The following is a 16,161-nucleotide window of genomic DNA, read 5'->3' on the forward strand; positions in this document are numbered from 1 at the left end:
GTGTGCCTGCCTTATCGTGCGGATTTCACGGAGCCGGGCAGGCTGCATCCCCTGTACCGATGCCATCCCGCCACAGCCTGCTGTGCTAGCACCAACGACGCCCGGCCGTGCCGGAGGCGCTCTCAGGCTGGGGAGGCTCGGCACGCGCCGGTGCAGCGGCGCTGCCCGCCCAGGTCGAGGCGGTGCGCGGCATCGGCCCAGCCGCCGGCGGCGTGCAGCAGGGCGGCCACCGCGTCCGCCTGGTCGTAGCCATGCTCCAGCAGCAGCCAGCCGCCGGGCCCGAGGTGGGCCGGGGCCTGGGCGATCAGGTGGCGGATCGCGTCCAGCCCGTCCGGCCCGGAGGTCAGCGCCAGCGCCGGTTCGTGCTTCAGCGCGCGCAGGTGCGGGTCGCCCTCGGCGATGTAGGGCGGGTTGCTGACGATCAGGTCGAAGGTCTCGCCCGCCACCGGTGCCAGCCAGGTACCCTGCAGCCAGCGCACTGGCAGGCCCAGGCGAGCGCCGTTGCCGCGGGCGACCTCCAAGGCGGCGTCGCTGAGGTCCACCGCGCTGACCTGGGCGTCCGGCCGGGCCTGCCGGATCGCCAGTGCGATGGCGCCGCTGCCGGTGCCGAGGTCGAGCACGCTGGCGCCGGCCGGCCGGTCGGCCAGAACGTCGAGCGCCCAGTCGACCAGCGTCTCGGTGTCGGGGCGGGGGTCGAGCACCGCCGAATTGACCGCCAGCGTCAGGCCGTGGAAGCCCCGCTCGCCGAGCAGGTAGGCCACCGGCTCGCCATCGGCGCGGCGCGCCAGCCAGCCGGCCCAGCGCGCGGTCTGCTCGCTGTTCAGCGACGCATCGTCGTGGGTCAGCAGCCAGCTGCGGTTCTGGCGGAGCAGGCCGCTGAGCAGCAGCTGGGTGTCGAAGCGGTCCAGACCCAGCGAACGAGCCTGGGCCAGCGCCTGCGCCACCGTGAGCGGTGCTGGGGTCACGCCGCTGCCTCCAGCTCGGCCAGCAGCTCGGCGGCGCGGGCCGCCTTCAGCGCGGCGATCACCTCGTCCAGGTCGCCCTCCATGACCGCGCCGAGCTTGTAGAGCGTCAGGTTGATGCGGTGGTCGGTCAGCCGGCCCTGCGGGAAGTTGTAGGTGCGGATGCGGTCGCTGCGGTCGCCACTGCCGATCAGGCCCTTGCGGGTGGCGGCGTCGCGGGCCTGGCGCTCGATCCGGTCCTTGTCGCGCAGGCGCGCGGCCAGCACCGCCATCGCCTTGGCCTTGTTGCGGTGCTGGCTGCGGTCGTCCTGGCACTCGGCCACCAGGCCGGTGGGCAGGTGGGTGACGCGCACGGCCGAGTCGGTCTTGTTGATGTGCTGGCCGCCGGCACCACTGGCGCGGAAGGTGTCGATGCGCAGCTCGGCCGGGTTCAGCTGCACCTCCTCGGCCTCGTCGGGCTCGGGCAGCACCGCCACGGTGCAGGCGCTGGTGTGGATGCGCCCCTGCGCCTCGGTGGCCGGCACGCGTTGCACGCGGTGGCCGCCGGACTCGAACTTCAGCGCCTCGTAGACGGCGTCTCCCTCGATCCGGATCACGACCTCCTTGTAGCCGCCCAGGTCGGACTCGTTGGACGAGAGGATTTCGGTCTTCCAGCCCTGGCGCTCGGCGAATCGTAGGTACATGCGGGCGAGGTCACCAGCGAACAGCGCCGACTCGTCGCCGCCGGTGCCGGCGCGGATTTCCAGGAAGGCGTTGCGGTCATCGTCCGCATCGCGTGGCAGCAGGGCGGTCTGCAGCTCGGCGTCCAGGCGGGCGAGGTCGGCTTCGGCGCTGGCGATCTCTTCACGGGCCATCTCGGCCAGCTCGGGATCGTCGAGCATCGCCTGGGCGTCGGCCAGGTCGCGCTCGCGCTGCTGCAGGGCCTGCCAGCGCTCGACCAGGGCGCTGGTGCGGGCCTGGTCGCGGTTGAGCTCGCGCAGGCGCTTCAGGTCGGCGGCGACCTGCGGGTCGGCCAGCGCGGCGTCGATCTCGGCCAGCCGCACGGTCTGGCGTTCGAGCTGGGTGCGCAGGAAGGGGGTCATGGCGGCGGGGCAGGGCGGGAACGCGGACGGGGCTGGCCCACCGGGTGCGTGGGCCTCGGGCAGGCGGCGCCTGCAGTGGGCGCCGTGGCAGGCAGGCCCGCTAGGCCTGGCCGCGGCCGTCCCGGTCGGCGCCGGGGAGGTTGCCGCGCAGGAACAGGCGCGACACCACCTCCGCGGTGTGGGCGCGCTGGTTGGGGTCGGCGTTGTGCAGCTCGGCCAGAGCGCCGTGCAGCATCTTCTGCGTCAGTCCGCGCGACAGGGCTTCGAGCACGTCTTCCACCGAGCCGCCCTTGGCCAGCTGCTTGCGGGCGCGGGCGATCTCGGCCGTGCGCCAGGCATCGGCCTGGGTGTTGAGCGCCTGGATCAGCGGCACGGTGGAGCGCTGGTCCAGCCAGTGCACGAAGTTCTGCACGCCGCTCTCGATGATCGCCTCGGCCTGCGCCACGGCAGCCTGGCGCTTCTCGCCGGCGGTCTGCACGATGGCCGACAGGTCATCGACGGTGTAGAGGTAGACGTCGTCGAGCTGGGCGACTTCGGGCTCGATGTCGCGGGGCACCGCCAGGTCGACCATGAACATCGGGCGGCGCTTACGCGCCTTCAGCGCCCGCTCCACTGCGCCCAGGCCGATCAGCGGCAGGGTGGAGGCGGTGCAGGAGATCACCGCGTCGAACTCATGCAGCCGGCTGGGCAGGTCGGCCAGGCGCATCGCCTCGGCACCGAAGTGCGAGGCCAGCTTCTCGCCGCGCTCCAGCGTGCGGTTGGCGATCGCGATGTGCTTGGGCGCCTTGGCCGCGAAGTGCGTCGTCGCCAACTCGATCATCTCGCCCGCGCCGACGAAGAGCACGCGGATCTTGCGCAGATCCTCGAAGAGCTGCGCCGCCAGCCGCACCGCCGCAGCGGCCATGCTGATGGAATGCGAGCCGATCTCGGTGGAGGTGCGCACCTCCTTGGCCACCGAGAAGCTGCGCTGGAAGAGCTGGTGCAGCGTGGTGCCCAGCGTGCCGGCGGAATCCGCCTCGCGCACCGCCTGCTTCATCTGGCCGAGGATCTGCGGCTCGCCCAGCACCATCGAGTCCAGCCCGGAGGCGACGCGGAAGGCGTGGCGAGCGGCGGCCCCTTGCTCCAGCACGTGGGTGTGACGCGTCAGGTCATCGGCGCTGACGCCGCCCTGCGTGGCCAGCCACTCCAGGGTCGGGCGCACCAAGTGGCGCGAACGGCCCGGGTCGGCCGCCACGTACAGCTCGGTGCGGTTGCAGGTGGACAGCAGGGCCACTTCGGGCTGCGCCCGCTGCAGGCCCTCGCGCAGGCCGCGCAACGCCGGGGAGAGCTGATCCAGCGTGAACGCGAACCGGCCGCGCAGGTCGACCGGCGCGGTGTGGTGGTTCAGGCTGAGGGCAAAAACGCTCATCGCCCGATTGTAAGATTCCACGCCGTGGGGCCGGCCGGCGATCCGCGACGCCGACGAGGTGTCTTGATCAGGATCATTTTCCATGGCGGCGATTCGCGGGCGGATCGCAACAACACCTGGCGGGGCACATGGGATTTTTCGACGCACTCAATCACCTGTTCAATTTCCTGCTGCCGGCCCTGGGGCTGGCCGCGATCGCCGCTGCGCTGAGCAAGGGGCTGTGGCGGCGGGAGCTGGCGGGGGTGCGCTGGCTGGCGCTGTTCCAGGCCGCGGCGGTGATGAACCTGGTCGCCCTCGTGCTCGGCCTGCTGATCCAGGGGCGCGACGGCCGCATGGCCACCTACGGGCTGATGCTGCTGGCCTGCACCGCGGGGCTGTGGTGGCGCGGCTTCGGGCCCGGGCGGCGTGGCTGACCGTGTGAACGGCTGGCCGCGGCGCAGCGGCAGGGCTCAGAAGGTGTGAACGAACGTTGGGGCTGAATCGTTAAGCGGGGCATGAGCGCAGCGACGACAAGACCGGAAGAAGAACAACAGGCCCAAACGGGGCTGTTCGGCGAAGGGGAGCTGCTCGAGGTGGCTGCGCAGCAGCCCAGGCAAGAGGCACCGCGCGCCGCGCGGGTGATGTCGGCACAGCGCGATCAGGTCGAATTGCGAGCGTACGATCTGGATTCGGTACTGGCAGATGACCATGTGGCGCGCACCGTGTGGGCCTTCGTGCAGTCGCTGGACCTGGCGCCGCTGTATGCGCGCATCAAGTCGGTGGACGGGCGCGGGGGCGCGCCGGCCATCGATCCGGCGATCCTGGTGGCACTGTGGCTATGGGCCACCATCGACGGGGTGGGCTCGGCGCGCGAAGTCGACCGGCTGTGCGAGCGCGACGATGCCTACCGCTGGATCTGCGGCGGCGTGGGGGTGAACTACCACTCGCTGGCGGACTTTCGGACCCAGCACGAGGCGTGGCTGGATGCGCAGCTCACGCGCTCGATTGCCGCACTGCTCGATCGCCGGCTGGTCACGCTCAACGTGGTGGCGCAGGACGGACTGCGCGTGCGTGCCTCGGCCAAGGCGTCGAGCTTTCGTCGGCGCGACAAGCTCGCGCAACTGCATGCCCAGGCCCAGGCGCAGGTCCAGGCCCTCAAGCGCGAACTGGCCGAGGACGCCGGGGCCAGTTCGCGGCGCAAGCAGGCCGCCCAGGAACGCGCGGCACGTGAGCGCGAGCAGCGCCTGGCTGCCGCGCTGGCGACGATGGAGCGGATCAAGCCGGCGGCCGAGCCCAAGAAGGCCAAGCCCTCCAAACGACGCGGGCGCGACCACGACGGCGATCCTCCCGCGCCGCCCGCCCCCGAACCCAAGGTGCCGCCCGAGCCGCGCGTGAGCAGCACCGACGCCGATGCGCGCGTCATGAAGATGGCCGACGGGGGCTTCCGCCCGGCCTTCAACGCCCAACTGGCTGTCGATGCGGCAACGCAGCTCATTGCCGCCGTGGACTTGGTCAACAGCGGCTCGGACATGGGGCAGATGGACCCCCTGCATCAGGCCGTGCAGCAGCGCTACGGCCTCACGCCCGACCATTGGCTGGCCGATGGCGGCTACACCAAGCTGGCCGCCATTGATGCGCTCACCGAGCGCGGCACGCAGCCCGTGCTGCCCGCTGCGCGCAGCCGCAATCCCGATATCAATGCACTGGCGCCCAAGCCCTCGGATTCCCCGGCGCAAGCCCAGTGGCGCAGCCTCATGGCCAGCCACTGGGGCAAGGACCTGTACGTCTGGCGCGGTGCCAGCGTGGAGTGCGCCAACGCGCAGCTGCGACGGCGCGGCTTCACGCGCCTGAACGTGTGCGGCCTGGTCAAGGCGCGTGCGGTGCTGCTCTGGCACGCCCTGGCGCACAACCTGATGCGCATGCGAAGCCTGAATTTCGCCTTCATGGCCTGATCTGGCCGCCCAGCAGCGCCTGCGCGGCGCGCCAGCCCTGGCTGCCGCGCGCACCCACACGCCCAGCGCGCGCTGCCCACCGCCGTCCGCGCCGCACCGCCCATCTCACGACGGCCACGTCTTGCCTGCGTCGGGCTTGCCTCTCCGTGGTTCGTTCACGGCTTCTCAGGCGTCGCGCAGGATCGCGTTCTCCGCGCCGTTCCGGCCCAGTGCACCCGCGGCCACCAGGTCCTCCAGCAGCTGCGTGGCGAAATCCAGCAGCGGGCCGGCCACGCCGGCGCGGGCCTGGCAGCTCGCCAGCAGCGGGGTCGATGCAGCCCAGGCCAGCACTTCGTCCCAGGGCTGCTCGCGTTCTTCCATCAGGTGGTACTTCAGCAGCACCTTGGCGGCGTGGCGGGCGTGCTTGCGCGGGTCGGCCTGGTGGCCGGCCAACCGCGTGCGGGCGCGGGCCAGCGCCGCGGGGATGTCGCCAAAGGGCGCGCCGTGCCCCGGGATCACCCAGCGCACCGGCAGGCGCTCGATCAGCGCCAGCGTCTGGGCCACCTCGTCGAAGGCGTCGATGCCATCCAGCTCGGGGAAGACCACGCCGAAGCCGTTTTCCCACAGCGCGTCACCGGCGATCAGCACCCCGTCGGCGGAGCGGAACAGCATCACCGCGTCGGGGTCATGGCCGGGTGCGGCCAGCACGTCCCAGCGCTGCCCGGTCACCTCCAGCTCCACGCCCGGCGGCAGCACCCCGTCGAGCTCGTAGCGCTCGCAACGCTGGCCGGTGGGGGCGTAGCTCAGTACCTGCTCGTCCCAGCGCCGCACGGCATCGGCCTGGCCGGGTGGCACCGAGATGGGCACCGGCCCGCGCGAACCCGGTGCCCGATGGGCCCGCTGCAAGGCGGCATTGCCGCCGCAGTGATCCGAGTGCAGGTGCGTGTTGAGGATGCGCCCCAGCGGCCGGCCGGCCAGCGCATGGTGGACCAGCGCCACGGTCTGCGCTGCGTGCGTGCAGTGGCCGCTGTCGACCAGCACGGCCGGCGCAGCCGGGTCGGCAGGGTCGTGCAGGAGGATGTTGTTGGAGGACAGCCAGCCGCGTTCGAGGAGGGTCAGGCCGGGGGGCGCAAAGGGGGCAGACATGGCGCGCGACTCTACCCAATGGGGGTGCGACAACGCCGTTGCAGGGCCTTGATCGGTGCATGAGCGGGGTGATCCCGGCGGCCGTCTCAAGACGTATCCCGGTGGAGTGTTGTCACCTGTCGACAGGCACCGCAGGCGGTGTGCGCTTGCGTGGACGATTCCCGCCTCAGTGCAGACGGAGTGGTACCGGACAGCAGCGCGAATCAATGATATCGGTGTGTCCGATAAGCCGTGACTATATGACCGCCTCCCTTCCTGCCCGGACCGTCCTCCTGGTCGATGACCATGTCGTGTTCCGCCAGAGTCTGGCGCTGTTGCTGCGCCAGCGCCATGCGCACTGGTCCTTCCTGGAAGCCGGCTCGCTGCACAACGCGCTGAAGATCCTGGCCAACGGTACCCGCATCGACCTGCTGCTGCTCGACCTCACGCTCAAGGACAGCCGGGGCCAGATCACGCTGGAGCGCTTGCGCGCGGCCCACCCGGGTGTGCCGATGCTGGTGCTGTCCGGTGACGAGAGCGCCGAGCAGGTGGCCGCGGCCCGCGACCGGGGCGCGGCCGGCTACGTCTTCAAGACCGAGGATGTGCAGGCCCTCCAGTTCGCGGTGGAGTGCGCCCTGCGCGGCGTGCCGAGTTTCCCTGGCGGGCCGGCCGCGTCGGCGGACGAGCCCGAGGATGTGGACCTGTCCGGCAGCGAGCCGGTGCCCGGTGGCTTCTCGGGGCGCCAGGCCGATGTGATCCGCCTGCTGCTCGATGGCAAGTCCAACAAGCTGATCTGCCGCGAGCTGGCGCTGTCCGAGTCGACGGTCAAGACGCACCTGCAGGCGATCTTCCGCAAGCTGGACGTGAACTCGCGGACCCAGGCGGTGGTGGCGGCCGCCCGACTGGGGTGGCGGGCGGGCTGAACCCGGCGAGGGAGCACCGCGCCGCGTGGCGCCACCGCACGGGCGATGACGCTCAAGCAGGCGCCGTGGCGTGCCGGCTCAGCACACGCGGGCCAGGGCGTCGTGCAGCTCTTTGGCGCTGAAGGGCTTGTGCAGGCCCGGGATGCCGCTGTGGGCGAGCGCCTGGAAGTCGGTCGGCGCGGTGCCACCGGTCAGGATCAGGGCGGGCAGGCATGGGCTTGGCAAGTGGCAGGGCGATGCTGAAGCAGGTGCCACGACCGGGCTCGGAGCGCAGTTGCTGCGCGGCTTCGAGCAGCGCCAGGCGGCGCTTCACGATGGACAGGCCGAGGCACACGCCGACCAGCACGCCGCCGTGCGTGGCGCAGCGCACCGCGTTGCCTACCAGGTTGCCCAGCACCTGCCAGGGGTTGCTCGAGCAGCAGGCCCGTGAGCCACCCGGTGGTGGTCATCGGCTGGCGCAGGTCATGGCTGGCCGCCGCGAGAAAGCGAGTCTTGGCCGCATTGGCCGCATTGGCCGCATTGGCCGCCGCGCAGGACGCCAGCGTGATGCATGCACGCCTGAACGCGGCAGGTTCATCCGTTTGGCCGAAGCGCCAGGCCGGCTCGATGCGCGACGCTACGTCCCGTGCGCCCGGCGGGCTGCAGGCAGTACCGGCAGCCGTGCTCGGCATCGGATCGTTCCACGGAGCAAACACCCATGAAGATGCGTCTCTTGACCCTGTCGCTTGCCAGTGCCGGGCTGCTGGTTGCCTGTGGCGGAGGCGGTTCCACGTCCTCCGACAATGGCAGCATCACCACGGGAACCGTCACGCTGACGGGGGTCGTGGCCTCCTACGGCGCCGTCATGCCGTCGACGAGCGTGGCCATCAAGTGCGCGGCCGGTTCGGGCACGGCCACCACCGATGCCACCACCGGGGCCTACACCGTGGCGCTGCGGGATGCAGCGCTGCCCTGCGTGCTCAAGGCCAATGGCAGCTCGCTGGTGATGCACTCTGTGGCGCCTGGCTCTGGGACCGACAAGACGGTGACGGTGAACATCTCGCCGTTGACCGAGCTGCTGGTGGCGCAGCTGACCGGCGCAGATCCGGCCAGCTTCATGGAGACCGTCACCACCGCCCAGCTCACCGGCCTGGTGACCACCAGCAAGGTGCAGGCGGCCGAGACGTCCGTGCTGGAGACGCTGCTCACCGCCGGCGTCGCCACGGGCGGGGTGTCCGACCTCATCTCCGGCGCGCTAAGCTTCAGCGGCTCCGGCAACCACTATGCCGTGGCGCTCGGCAACCTGAGCAGCACGCTGACCAGCACCGGCACCACCCTGACGGGGTTGACCGATACGGTGGCAGCCACCGCGGCGTCCACCAGCGCGGCGGGCAGCAGCACCGCCACCGCATCGAGTGCCACCCCCTCGCTGCCGGCTGACCTGCTGCTCAAGCCGAAGGCAGCCACCTGCGCCGCACTGCGCAGCACCACCTACCGGGTCGTGCAGTTCAAGCCGTCGGTCACCACAGGGGCGACCGATCCGGTCACTGCCACCAACACGATGACCTTCGACGCGGCCACGCTCACCGCCACTTGGAACGACGACGGCAGCACCGAGGTCTGGACACCGGTCGCTGGCGACACCTGCCGCTTCACCAACCCGGATGGCGTGGACATCGCCATTTCCCCGGCGGGCGTTGCCGTGGCCCGCACGCCGGACACCGGCACGGGCACGACCGTGTACCGACTGGCGCTGGCCTTCCCCGAGCAGATCCATGCGTTGGAGGACCTGGCCGGCACCTGGAACACCATCGGCTGGGAGACCGTCAGCACCGGCACCGCGCTTGACGCAACGGCCGGGACCTTCGTGATGACCAGTGCCGGTGCCATCACCAGTGCACGCTGCTTCGACCAGGCGATCGACACCGCCGATGGGTCCTGTACCGGCCAGACGACGGGGCTGCCGAACGTCAGCGCCAACAGCGCGGGCGGGTTCGACCTGATCGGCTTGGACGCCACCGATCCCTGGCGTGACCGCGGCTTCTTCTACCGGGCGGGCAATGGCGACCTGATGATGGTCTCGCTGAACGCCAGCGGCGAGTTCATGCTGGCCACCAGGATGCGCACGCTCACGCTGCCGACGGTGGGTGCGGTGACGAGCCACTGGAACTACGAGCTGACCACCGCGAATCAGTCGGTCACGCCGGCCTATCTGACGGGCAACACCGTGCTCAGCACGGACATCGGCACCGGCCGCTGGACCCGCACGGCCTGGAATGTCGCCCCCGCGGTGACCTACCCGCAGACGCTGGAGATCAACAAGGCCCGCAATGGCTATGCCCACCGGTTGGCGGCCACTGGCGTCACCCAGTCCGATGGCAGCACCAGGAATGTGCGTGAGTTCTACAGCCTGACGATGCGCGGCATGGGCATCAGCCCGGTGTACCTGCCCAACACCAGCACCAGCACCACCACCTCCGTCAACCAGTTGTTCCTGTTGTCAGTGCAACGGCCGCAGTGACGAAAGACCGCCATGCAGCTTCTTTCTCCTTCCCGTATGCGGCGCCAGACGTTCGCGGCCGCTTTGGCGGTCTGTAGCGTGGCCGGCGTGCCGGCGCGGGCCCTGGCCCAGACTCCATCCGCCGCCGCTGAGGCCGCCGACCCCGGCTATTCCTACCTGATCGGCCTGGCCCGCATGGACCACACCTACCGGGAGTTCCCGCGTTCGCTGCCGGTGCAGAGCAAGGTGCGCACGTCGAGTCCGATGCTGGCGACCGGGGCGCTTTACGCGGTTCATCCCGGCCTGCTGTTTTCGCTCAGCAGCGAGGTGACCTATTTCCCGGACACCGCCCGGGAAACCTGGACAGCCACCGGGGCCTCCTTCAATGGCCTCACCCTCACCGACCGGGTGCTGCAGACCAACCAGGCCAGCTTCAGCCATTCCGATACCCGCCTGCACGGGCTGTACCGGGTCAACGACCAAGGGTTCGTGGTTGGCGGGCCGTCGGTGCGCACGCAGTCGTTCCGCCGGCACTCGTTCGAGGTCGGTGCGGACAACGCGGTGTCGCTGCCCCGGTCCACGACCGTGGAGGAAACCTCCACGGAGGTGATGTTCAGCCTCGGGCTGGGGGTGGAGTCGGGCGGGGTGAAGGGCCGTTCGAGCCACTACAGCGCGCGCGCGTTGGTCAGCGTGCCGATGATCCGCAAGGTGGAGAACACCAATCATCCGGGGGTGACCTTCGACGGCACCCGTGGCTACGACCTGTCGCTGGAGGGGCGCTACAGCCTGGCGGTGCATCCTGGCATGCACGTCGGCCTGTGGGGGCGCTGGAGCGAGGTGCGCCGAAGCGCACAGTCCCAGACCTCCGGGACCACCACGCTGGAGCTGCCGCGGCACGAGCAGTCGGCACTCGGCTACGGCATCGAGCTGCTCTGGAAGCTCTGAACCGACGCGACGGGGGAGCTCAGCCGCGCAGCACCAGCTCGCCGCGCAGCGAATGGGGCAGGGTGCTGGTGATCGTCACGTCGATCATCTGCCCCACCAGCCGTGCCGGGTTCGGCCCGGCGGCGAAGTTGACGATGCGGTTGCACTCGGTGCGGCCCATCAGCTCGTTCGGGTCCTTGCGGCTGGGACCCTCCACCAGGATGCGCTGCACCGTGCCGACGCGTGAGGCGCTGATGCGGCGCACGTTTTCTTCGAGCAGCGCCTGCAGCTGCTGCAGGCGCTTGAGCTTGAGCTCCTGTGGCGTGTCGTCGTGCAGCGCCGCGGCGGGCGTGCCGGGGCGTGGGCTGAAGACGAAGCTGAAGCTGGCGTCGAAGCCCACGTCCTCGATCAGCTTCATCATCTTGTCGAAGTCGGCCTGGGTCTCGCCCGGGAAACCGACGATGAAGTCGCTCGACAGGCTGATGCCGGGGCGCACCGCGCGCAGCTTGCGGATCGTGCTCTTGTATTCCAGGGCGGTGTAGCCGCGCTTCATCGCCATCAGGATGCGGTCGCTGCCGTGCTGCACGGGCAGGTGCAGGTGGCTGACCAGCTGCGGCAGCTTGGCGTAGACGTCGATCAGCCGCTGGGTGAATTCGTTCGGGTGGCTGGTGGTGTAGCGGATGCGCTCGACGCCGGGAATCTCGGCGACGTACTCGATCAGTGTGGCGAAGTCGGCGATCTCGCTCGTGTTGCCCATCGCGCCGCGGTAGGCATTGACGTTCTGCCCCAGCAGCGTGATCTCCTTGACGCCCTGGTCGGCCAGCCCGGCCACCTCGGTCAGCACCTCCTCGAAGGGGCGGCTGAACTCGTCGCCGCGGGTGTAGGGCACGACGCAGTAGGAACAGTACTTGCTGCAGCCTTCCATCACCGAGACGAAGGCCGAGGCGCCTTCGACGCGGGCCGGCGGCAGGTGGTCGAACTTCTCGATCTCCGGGAAGCTGATGTCCACCTGCGGGCGGCCCAGCGTCTGGCGGCGCTCGAGCAGCTGCGGCAGGCGGTGCAGCGTCTGCGGGCCGAACACCACATCGACGTAGGGCGCGCGTTCGACGATCGCCGCGCCCTCCTGGCTGGCCACGCAGCCGCCCACGCCGATCAGCACGCCCTTCTTCTTCAGGTGCTTGACGCGGCCGAGGTCGGAGAAGACCTTCTCCTGGGCCTTCTCGCGCACCGAGCAGGTGTTGAAGAGGATCAGGTCGGCCTCTTCGGGGTTGTCGGTGGGGGTGTAGCCGCGCGTAGCCGCCATGACGTCGGACATCTTGCCCGAGTCGTACTCGTTCATCTGGCAGCCGAAGGTGCGGATGTAGACCTTCTTGCCGGTGGCCGCGGCCTCGCCGCTGGTGTCGATGACGGGGTTGGCGGTGTCGGTGGGCGAAGTGGGCGTGCTCATGGGGAGATCCTGCGCGGGCGCGGAAGGCCGGCCTGAGGCGTCGGCCAGAACAAGAAGGGAAGAAGAGGGGGGCGGGGCTCGCGTGGGCGCGCTCAGCGCGTCCAGGTCTGCCCGGCCGGATCGAAGGTGTAGGTCGCGGCTTCGGCGGCGCTGCGCGGCCAGAAGCGCGCGGCTTCGTCGGACCGGATGATCCAGACGTCCTTGATCAGGCCGTCGAAGTCGTGCGTGTAGTGCACCCCCAGCGCCTGGCCGGCGATGGCTGCGCTCATGACCAGCAGGTTGTTCTTGTCGCGGATGCGTGCGCCCGGAGCCAGCCGGGCGGCGCTGCCGTTGAGCAGCACGTCGGGCGCGTCCACCACCTTCAGCGTGCCGCGCAGGGCCTGGGCCGGGAAGCTGCGCTGCACCTGCTCCTGTGCCGGGCACAGGGTGCCGACACTGCACAGTCCAACCAGCAGCAGGCCGACGAACTGTCGCCGGCGGGGGGGGGTCAAGACACAGCGGGGCATGGTGTGGATCCAGGGGCTGCGTTTCAAGGAGGACCAAGCAAAACGGCCTGAGGGTGAACCTCAGGCCGTCTGCGATATCTGGTGGCGCTTCACGGACTCGAACCGCGGACCTGTGGATTATGATTCCATCGCTCTAACCGACTGAGCTAAAGCGCCAAGAGCCCAGAAGTATAGCGTGGAAAGCGCATTTGTCGAGGGTTCGGCTTGTATGTTGCTTCTTCCCAACGGGTGGGTGGGCCCGTGTGTCGGCTGCAGCCAGGTGCCGTGCTGCCGGTGGGTTGACCGCGGTCAGGGGAACGCGGCCTCCCGGGTTTCGCCGGTCGAATGGCCGGCGTGGCCGACCTACACTGCCTGAGACCTTCCGCGGTCGAACTCAAACCACCCCTGCTGGAGACTTCATGAGCGACACGATCAAGTACCTGCTGTCCGAGGATCAGATGCCCAAGGACTGGTACAACCTGGCGGCCGACCTGCCGGTGCCCGCGCCGGCGGTGCTGCACCCCGGCACGATGCAGCCGGTGGGGCCGGATGATCTGTCGCCGCTGTTCCCGATGTCGCTGATCATGCAGGAGGTCTCCACCGAGCGGCGCATCGAGATCCCCGAGCCGGTGCGCCAGGTGTTCCGTCAGTGGCGCCCGTCGCCGCTGTTCCGCGCCCGCGCGCTGGAGAAGGCGCTCGGTACGCCCGCCAAGATCTACTACAAGTACGAGGGCGTCAGCCCGGCCGGTTCGCACAAGCCCAACACCGCGATCCCGCAGGCCTTCTACAACGTCGAGGCGGGCATCCGCAAGCTGACCACCGAGACCGGCGCCGGCCAGTGGGGCTCGTCGCTGGCCTTCGCGGGCTCGCTCTTCGGCATCGAGGTGCAGGTCTTCCAGGTGCGGGTGTCCTACGACCAGAAGCCCTATCGCCGTGCCCTGATGGAGACCTACGGCGCCACCTGCGTGCCCTCGCCCTCGCCGCTGACGCAGGCCGGCCGCGCCATCCTGGCCCAGCGGCCGGACCACCCGGGGAGCCTGGGCATCGCGATCTCCGAGGCGGTCGAACTGGCCGCGCAGCGCGACGACACCAAGTACGCGCTGGGCTCGGTGCTCAATCACGTGCTGCTGCACCAGACCATCATCGGCGAGGAGGCGATCCTGCAGATGGCGATGGCCGGCGACGATCCGGACGTGGTGATCGGCTGCACCGGCGGGGGCAGCAACTTCGCCGGCATCGCCTTCCCCTTCATCGGCATGCAGCTGCGCGGCGGCCCGAACGCCAAGAAGCGCCGCATCGTGGCGGTGGAGCCGGCGGCCTGCCCGAGCCTGACGCGCGGCCAGTACGCCTACGACTTCGGCGACACCGCGCACCTGACGCCGCTGACCAAGATGCACACGCTGGGCAGCACTTTCACGCCGCCGGGCTTCCATGCCGGCGGCCTGCGCTACCACGGCATGGCGCCGATGGTGTCGCACGTCAAGGAGCTGGGGCTGATCGAGGCGGTGGCCTACCACCAGATCGGCTGCTTCGAGGCCGGGGTGACCTTCGCCCGTGCCGAGGGCATCGTGCCGGCGCCGGAGTCGAACCACGCCGTCAAGGGCGCGATCGAGGAGGCGCTGCGCTGCAAGCGCGAAGGGAAGGCCGAGACCATCCTCTTCAACCTCAGCGGCCACGGCCACTTCGACATGATGGCCTACACCGACTACTTTGCCGGCAAGCTGCAGGACCTGACCTACGACGAGGGCGAGCTGGCGCAGGCTCTGTCGGGGCTGCCCGCCGTTCCCGCCTGAGGCCTTCCGCAGCTCCGGCATGAACGAAGCCCGCCGATTGGCGGGCTTTTCGTTTTGGGCGGGGTGGATCAGCGCAGCGTCGGCAGGCTGTCGCGCAGCACGCGGGCGGCGCCCATGCCCACTGAGGCGCCGAAGCGCTTGGCCAGGCGCTCGGCCACGTTCTCCTTGGGCGTGTAGTCGATCACCTCTTCGGCCTTGATGATCTCGCGGGCCACGTGGTCCAGATTGCCCAGGCCGTCGGCCAGGCCGAGCTTGATGGCTTCCTCGCCGTTCCAGAACAGGCCGGAGAAGGTCTCGGGCGTCTCCTTCAGGCGCTTGCCGCGGCCCTGCCGGACCACCTCGATGAACTGGCGGTGGATCTGGTCGATCATCGCCTGGGTCAGGGCGCGGTGCTTGTCGCTCAACGGCGAGAAGGGGTCGAGCATGCCCTTGTTGTCGCCGGCGGTGATGAGGCGCCGCTCGACGCCGAACTTCTCCATCGCGCCTGTGAAGCCGAAGTTGTCCATCAGCACGCCGATCGAACCGACGATCGAGGCCTTGTCGACGTAGATGGCATCGGCGGCGGCGGCCACGTAGTAGGCGCCCGAGGCGCAGGTCTCCTCGACCACCGCGTAGACCTTCTTGCCGTGCTTGACCTTCAGGCGGCGGATCTCGTCGTTGAGGATGCCGGCCTGCACCGGGCTGCCACCAGGCGAGTTGATGCGGATCACCACGGCCAGGGCGCCCTGGTCCTCGAAGGCGCCCTTGATGCCCGAGAGCAGGAACTCGGCGCTGGCCTCGGTGTCCGCGGCAATCTCGCCACGCAGCTCCACCAGGGCGGTGTGGGGTCCGCTGGGGGCGCTGCTGTGCTGGTTCTGGTTCAGCAGGGCCCAGGCCACCACCAGCACCAGCAGGAACCATCCCAGGCGGAAGAAGCGCTTCCAGCGCCGGTCGTTGCGGCGGTCACGCAGGTACTCGCGGGCGAACTGCTCCAGCAGGCCGTCGACTGCGCTCCGCCCGCTGGGGGCCGTCGCCGGGGCGGTTGGCGCTGCTGCCGCTGTCGCGGGGGCCGGCGCGTCAGGTGCAGCGGGGGCAACGGGCACTGCGGCGCCCGGCGTGGAGGCCGGTCCGGTCGGCGGGAGGTCGGAGGGGGTCGGGTCGTCAGCTTGCATGGTGCATCGGCATGCGGTGGCTGCACAGAGCAGGTGTTGCAGCCGTGGGGTTCGTACGCGAGGGGGCTCAGTCAGTCGGCGGCGGCTGGCTGCAGGTGCTTGTCAGGGTACCAGTGAACCTGGCCGTCGCGCTCGCCGACCCGCAGCGGTTTGAGCGAGCGCCCGGCGCAGGGTCCCGCCACGCAATGGCCACTGGCCGGGTCGTAGGCAGCACCGTGGATCGAACACAGGATCCAGCGGCCGCTGTCGTCCAGGAACTTGCCGGGCTGCCAGTCCATCTCGGCGGGGACGTGGGCGCAGCGGTTCAGGTAGCCCACCACCCGGCCCTCGTAGCGCAGCACGAAGCCGCGCACGGGCTGGCCGTACTCGGTCAGGTCGAAGACGTGGGCATCGCCGGCCTCACCCAAGTCGGCCGAGGCGCACAGCGGCACCGCGGGGGCGTTTGCGTCGAGGGCAGAGGAGTCGCTCATCG

15 protein-coding genes and 1 tRNA gene are annotated in these 16,161 nt (G+C 70.1%); 6 read left to right on the top strand and 10 right to left on the bottom strand.

Features of this window, described 5'->3' with window-relative positions; all coding sequences use genetic code 11:
• Nucleotides 1-122 precede the first annotated feature (122 nt).
• The 3 genes from prmC to hemA form a co-directional block, all read right to left on the bottom strand.
• Complete coding sequence (prmC, locus tag NGK70_RS06300; RefSeq protein WP_251972422.1) at nt 123-965, bottom strand: peptide chain release factor N(5)-glutamine methyltransferase; 843 nt, start codon at nt 963-965, stop codon at nt 123-125.
• The gene (gene prfA, locus NGK70_RS06305) at nt 962-2,044 is read right to left on the bottom strand and encodes a peptide chain release factor 1 (protein ID WP_251972423.1); all 1,083 of its coding nucleotides are present in this window, start codon (nt 2,042-2,044) and stop codon (nt 962-964) included. The genes prmC and prfA overlap by 4 nt, the downstream gene beginning before the upstream one ends.
• Before the next feature lie 100 nt (nt 2,045-2,144).
• A complete protein-coding gene (gene hemA, locus NGK70_RS06310) occupies nt 2,145-3,452 on the bottom strand; it encodes a glutamyl-tRNA reductase (protein ID WP_251972424.1) in 1,308 nt (435 codons plus the stop codon).
• A gap of 128 nt (nt 3,453-3,580) precedes the next feature.
• Here hemA and NGK70_RS06315 point away from each other — a divergent pair, with 128 nt between their 5' ends.
• Both NGK70_RS06315 and NGK70_RS06320 read left to right on the top strand, forming a co-directional pair.
• Nucleotides 3,581-3,865 (top strand): hypothetical protein, encoded by a 285-nt coding sequence (locus NGK70_RS06315; protein ID WP_251972425.1) that lies wholly within the window; start codon nt 3,581-3,583, stop codon nt 3,863-3,865.
• Between the two features lie 204 nt (nt 3,866-4,069).
• Nucleotides 4,070-5,383 carry an IS1182 family transposase gene (locus NGK70_RS06320; RefSeq protein ID WP_251973697.1) on the top strand — a complete coding sequence of 438 codons (1,314 nt, stop codon included), beginning with the start codon at nt 4,070-4,072 and terminating at the stop codon, nt 5,381-5,383.
• A gap of 165 nt (nt 5,384-5,548) precedes the next feature.
• On the opposite strand, the gene NGK70_RS06325 is transcribed toward NGK70_RS06320, so the two are convergent.
• Nucleotides 5,549-6,508, bottom strand: a complete 960-nt coding sequence (locus NGK70_RS06325; protein WP_251972426.1) for an MBL fold metallo-hydrolase — start codon at nt 6,506-6,508, stop codon at nt 5,549-5,551.
• A 239-nt stretch (nt 6,509-6,747) separates the two neighbouring features.
• Between NGK70_RS06325 and NGK70_RS06330 the strand changes: the two genes are divergently transcribed.
• A complete protein-coding gene (locus NGK70_RS06330; RefSeq protein WP_251972427.1) occupies nt 6,748-7,410 on the top strand; it encodes a response regulator transcription factor in 663 nt (220 codons plus the stop codon).
• A 78-nt stretch (nt 7,411-7,488) separates the two neighbouring features.
• Here NGK70_RS06330 and NGK70_RS06335 read toward each other — a convergent pair whose 3' ends face one another.
• Nucleotides 7,489-7,635, bottom strand: a complete 147-nt coding sequence (locus NGK70_RS06335) for a hypothetical protein (RefSeq protein ID WP_251972428.1) — start codon at nt 7,633-7,635, stop codon at nt 7,489-7,491.
• Between the two features lie 472 nt (nt 7,636-8,107).
• On the opposite strand from NGK70_RS06335, the gene NGK70_RS06340 reads away from it, so the two are divergent.
• Nucleotides 8,108-9,910, top strand: a complete 1,803-nt coding sequence (locus NGK70_RS06340; RefSeq protein WP_251972429.1) for a hypothetical protein — start codon at nt 8,108-8,110, stop codon at nt 9,908-9,910.
• A 12-nt stretch (nt 9,911-9,922) separates the two neighbouring features.
• The gene (locus NGK70_RS06345; RefSeq protein WP_251972430.1) at nt 9,923-10,834 is read left to right on the top strand and encodes a hypothetical protein; all 912 of its coding nucleotides are present in this window, start codon (nt 9,923-9,925) and stop codon (nt 10,832-10,834) included.
• A 19-nt stretch (nt 10,835-10,853) separates the two neighbouring features.
• Here NGK70_RS06345 and miaB read toward each other — a convergent pair whose 3' ends face one another.
• The 3 genes from miaB to NGK70_RS06360 all read right to left on the bottom strand — a co-directional run bounded on the left by miaB (nt 10,854) and on the right by NGK70_RS06360 (nt 12,922).
• Entirely contained in the window at nt 10,854-12,152 is a 1,299-nt protein-coding gene (miaB, locus tag NGK70_RS06350; protein ID WP_251973698.1) for a tRNA (N6-isopentenyl adenosine(37)-C2)-methylthiotransferase MiaB, read from the bottom strand.
• 200 nt (nt 12,153-12,352) lie between these two features.
• Nucleotides 12,353-12,766, bottom strand: coding sequence for a hypothetical protein (locus NGK70_RS06355; protein ID WP_251972431.1), 414 nt, complete (start codon nt 12,764-12,766; stop codon nt 12,353-12,355).
• A 79-nt stretch (nt 12,767-12,845) separates the two neighbouring features.
• Nucleotides 12,846-12,922, bottom strand: a tRNA-Met gene (locus NGK70_RS06360).
• A gap of 242 nt (nt 12,923-13,164) precedes the next feature.
• On the opposite strand from NGK70_RS06360, the gene NGK70_RS06365 reads away from it, so the two are divergent.
• Nucleotides 13,165-14,538 carry a TrpB-like pyridoxal phosphate-dependent enzyme gene (locus NGK70_RS06365; protein WP_251972432.1) on the top strand — a complete coding sequence of 458 codons (1,374 nt, stop codon included), beginning with the start codon at nt 13,165-13,167 and terminating at the stop codon, nt 14,536-14,538.
• Between the two features lie 68 nt (nt 14,539-14,606).
• Here NGK70_RS06365 and NGK70_RS06370 read toward each other — a convergent pair whose 3' ends face one another.
• Entirely contained in the window at nt 14,607-15,689 is a 1,083-nt protein-coding gene (locus tag NGK70_RS06370) for a S49 family peptidase (protein WP_251972433.1), read from the bottom strand.
• 71 nt (nt 15,690-15,760) lie between these two features.
• A complete protein-coding gene (locus tag NGK70_RS06375) occupies nt 15,761-16,159 on the bottom strand; it encodes a Rieske (2Fe-2S) protein (RefSeq protein WP_251972434.1) in 399 nt (132 codons plus the stop codon).
• Nucleotides 16,160-16,161: the final 2 nt, after the last annotated feature.

The organism is Sphaerotilus microaerophilus (genome assembly GCF_023734135.1).
Lineage (GTDB): Bacteria > Pseudomonadota > Gammaproteobacteria > Burkholderiales > Burkholderiaceae_C > Sphaerotilus > Sphaerotilus microaerophilus.

What these genes read in the sequence shown, in the direction of transcription:
- prfA (WP_251972423.1), bottom strand. Translation starts at nt 2,044, where the DNA reads ATGACCCCCTTCCTGCGCACCCAGCTCGAACGCCAGACCGTGCGGCTG.
- NGK70_RS06325 (WP_251972426.1), bottom strand. Translation starts at nt 6,508, where the DNA reads ATGTCTGCCCCCTTTGCGCCCCCCGGCCTGACCCTCCTCGAACGCGGC.
- NGK70_RS06345 (WP_251972430.1), top strand. Translation starts at nt 9,923, where the DNA reads ATGCAGCTTCTTTCTCCTTCCCGTATGCGGCGCCAGACGTTCGCGGCC.
- NGK70_RS06315 (WP_251972425.1), top strand. Translation starts at nt 3,581, where the DNA reads ATGGGATTTTTCGACGCACTCAATCACCTGTTCAATTTCCTGCTGCCG.
- NGK70_RS06365 (WP_251972432.1), top strand. Translation starts at nt 13,165, where the DNA reads ATGAGCGACACGATCAAGTACCTGCTGTCCGAGGATCAGATGCCCAAG.
- miaB (WP_251973698.1), bottom strand. Translation starts at nt 12,152, where the DNA reads ATGAACGAGTACGACTCGGGCAAGATGTCCGACGTCATGGCGGCTACG.
- NGK70_RS06330 (WP_251972427.1), top strand. Translation starts at nt 6,748, where the DNA reads ATGACCGCCTCCCTTCCTGCCCGGACCGTCCTCCTGGTCGATGACCAT.
- NGK70_RS06340 (WP_251972429.1), top strand. Translation starts at nt 8,108, where the DNA reads ATGAAGATGCGTCTCTTGACCCTGTCGCTTGCCAGTGCCGGGCTGCTG.
- NGK70_RS06375 (WP_251972434.1), bottom strand. Translation starts at nt 16,159, where the DNA reads ATGAGCGACTCCTCTGCCCTCGACGCAAACGCCCCCGCGGTGCCGCTG.
- hemA (WP_251972424.1), bottom strand. Translation starts at nt 3,452, where the DNA reads ATGAGCGTTTTTGCCCTCAGCCTGAACCACCACACCGCGCCGGTCGAC.
- NGK70_RS06370 (WP_251972433.1), bottom strand. Translation starts at nt 15,689, where the DNA reads ATGCAAGCTGACGACCCGACCCCCTCCGACCTCCCGCCGACCGGACCG.
- NGK70_RS06355 (WP_251972431.1), bottom strand. Translation starts at nt 12,766, where the DNA reads ATGCCCCGCTGTGTCTTGACCCCCCCCCGCCGGCGACAGTTCGTCGGC.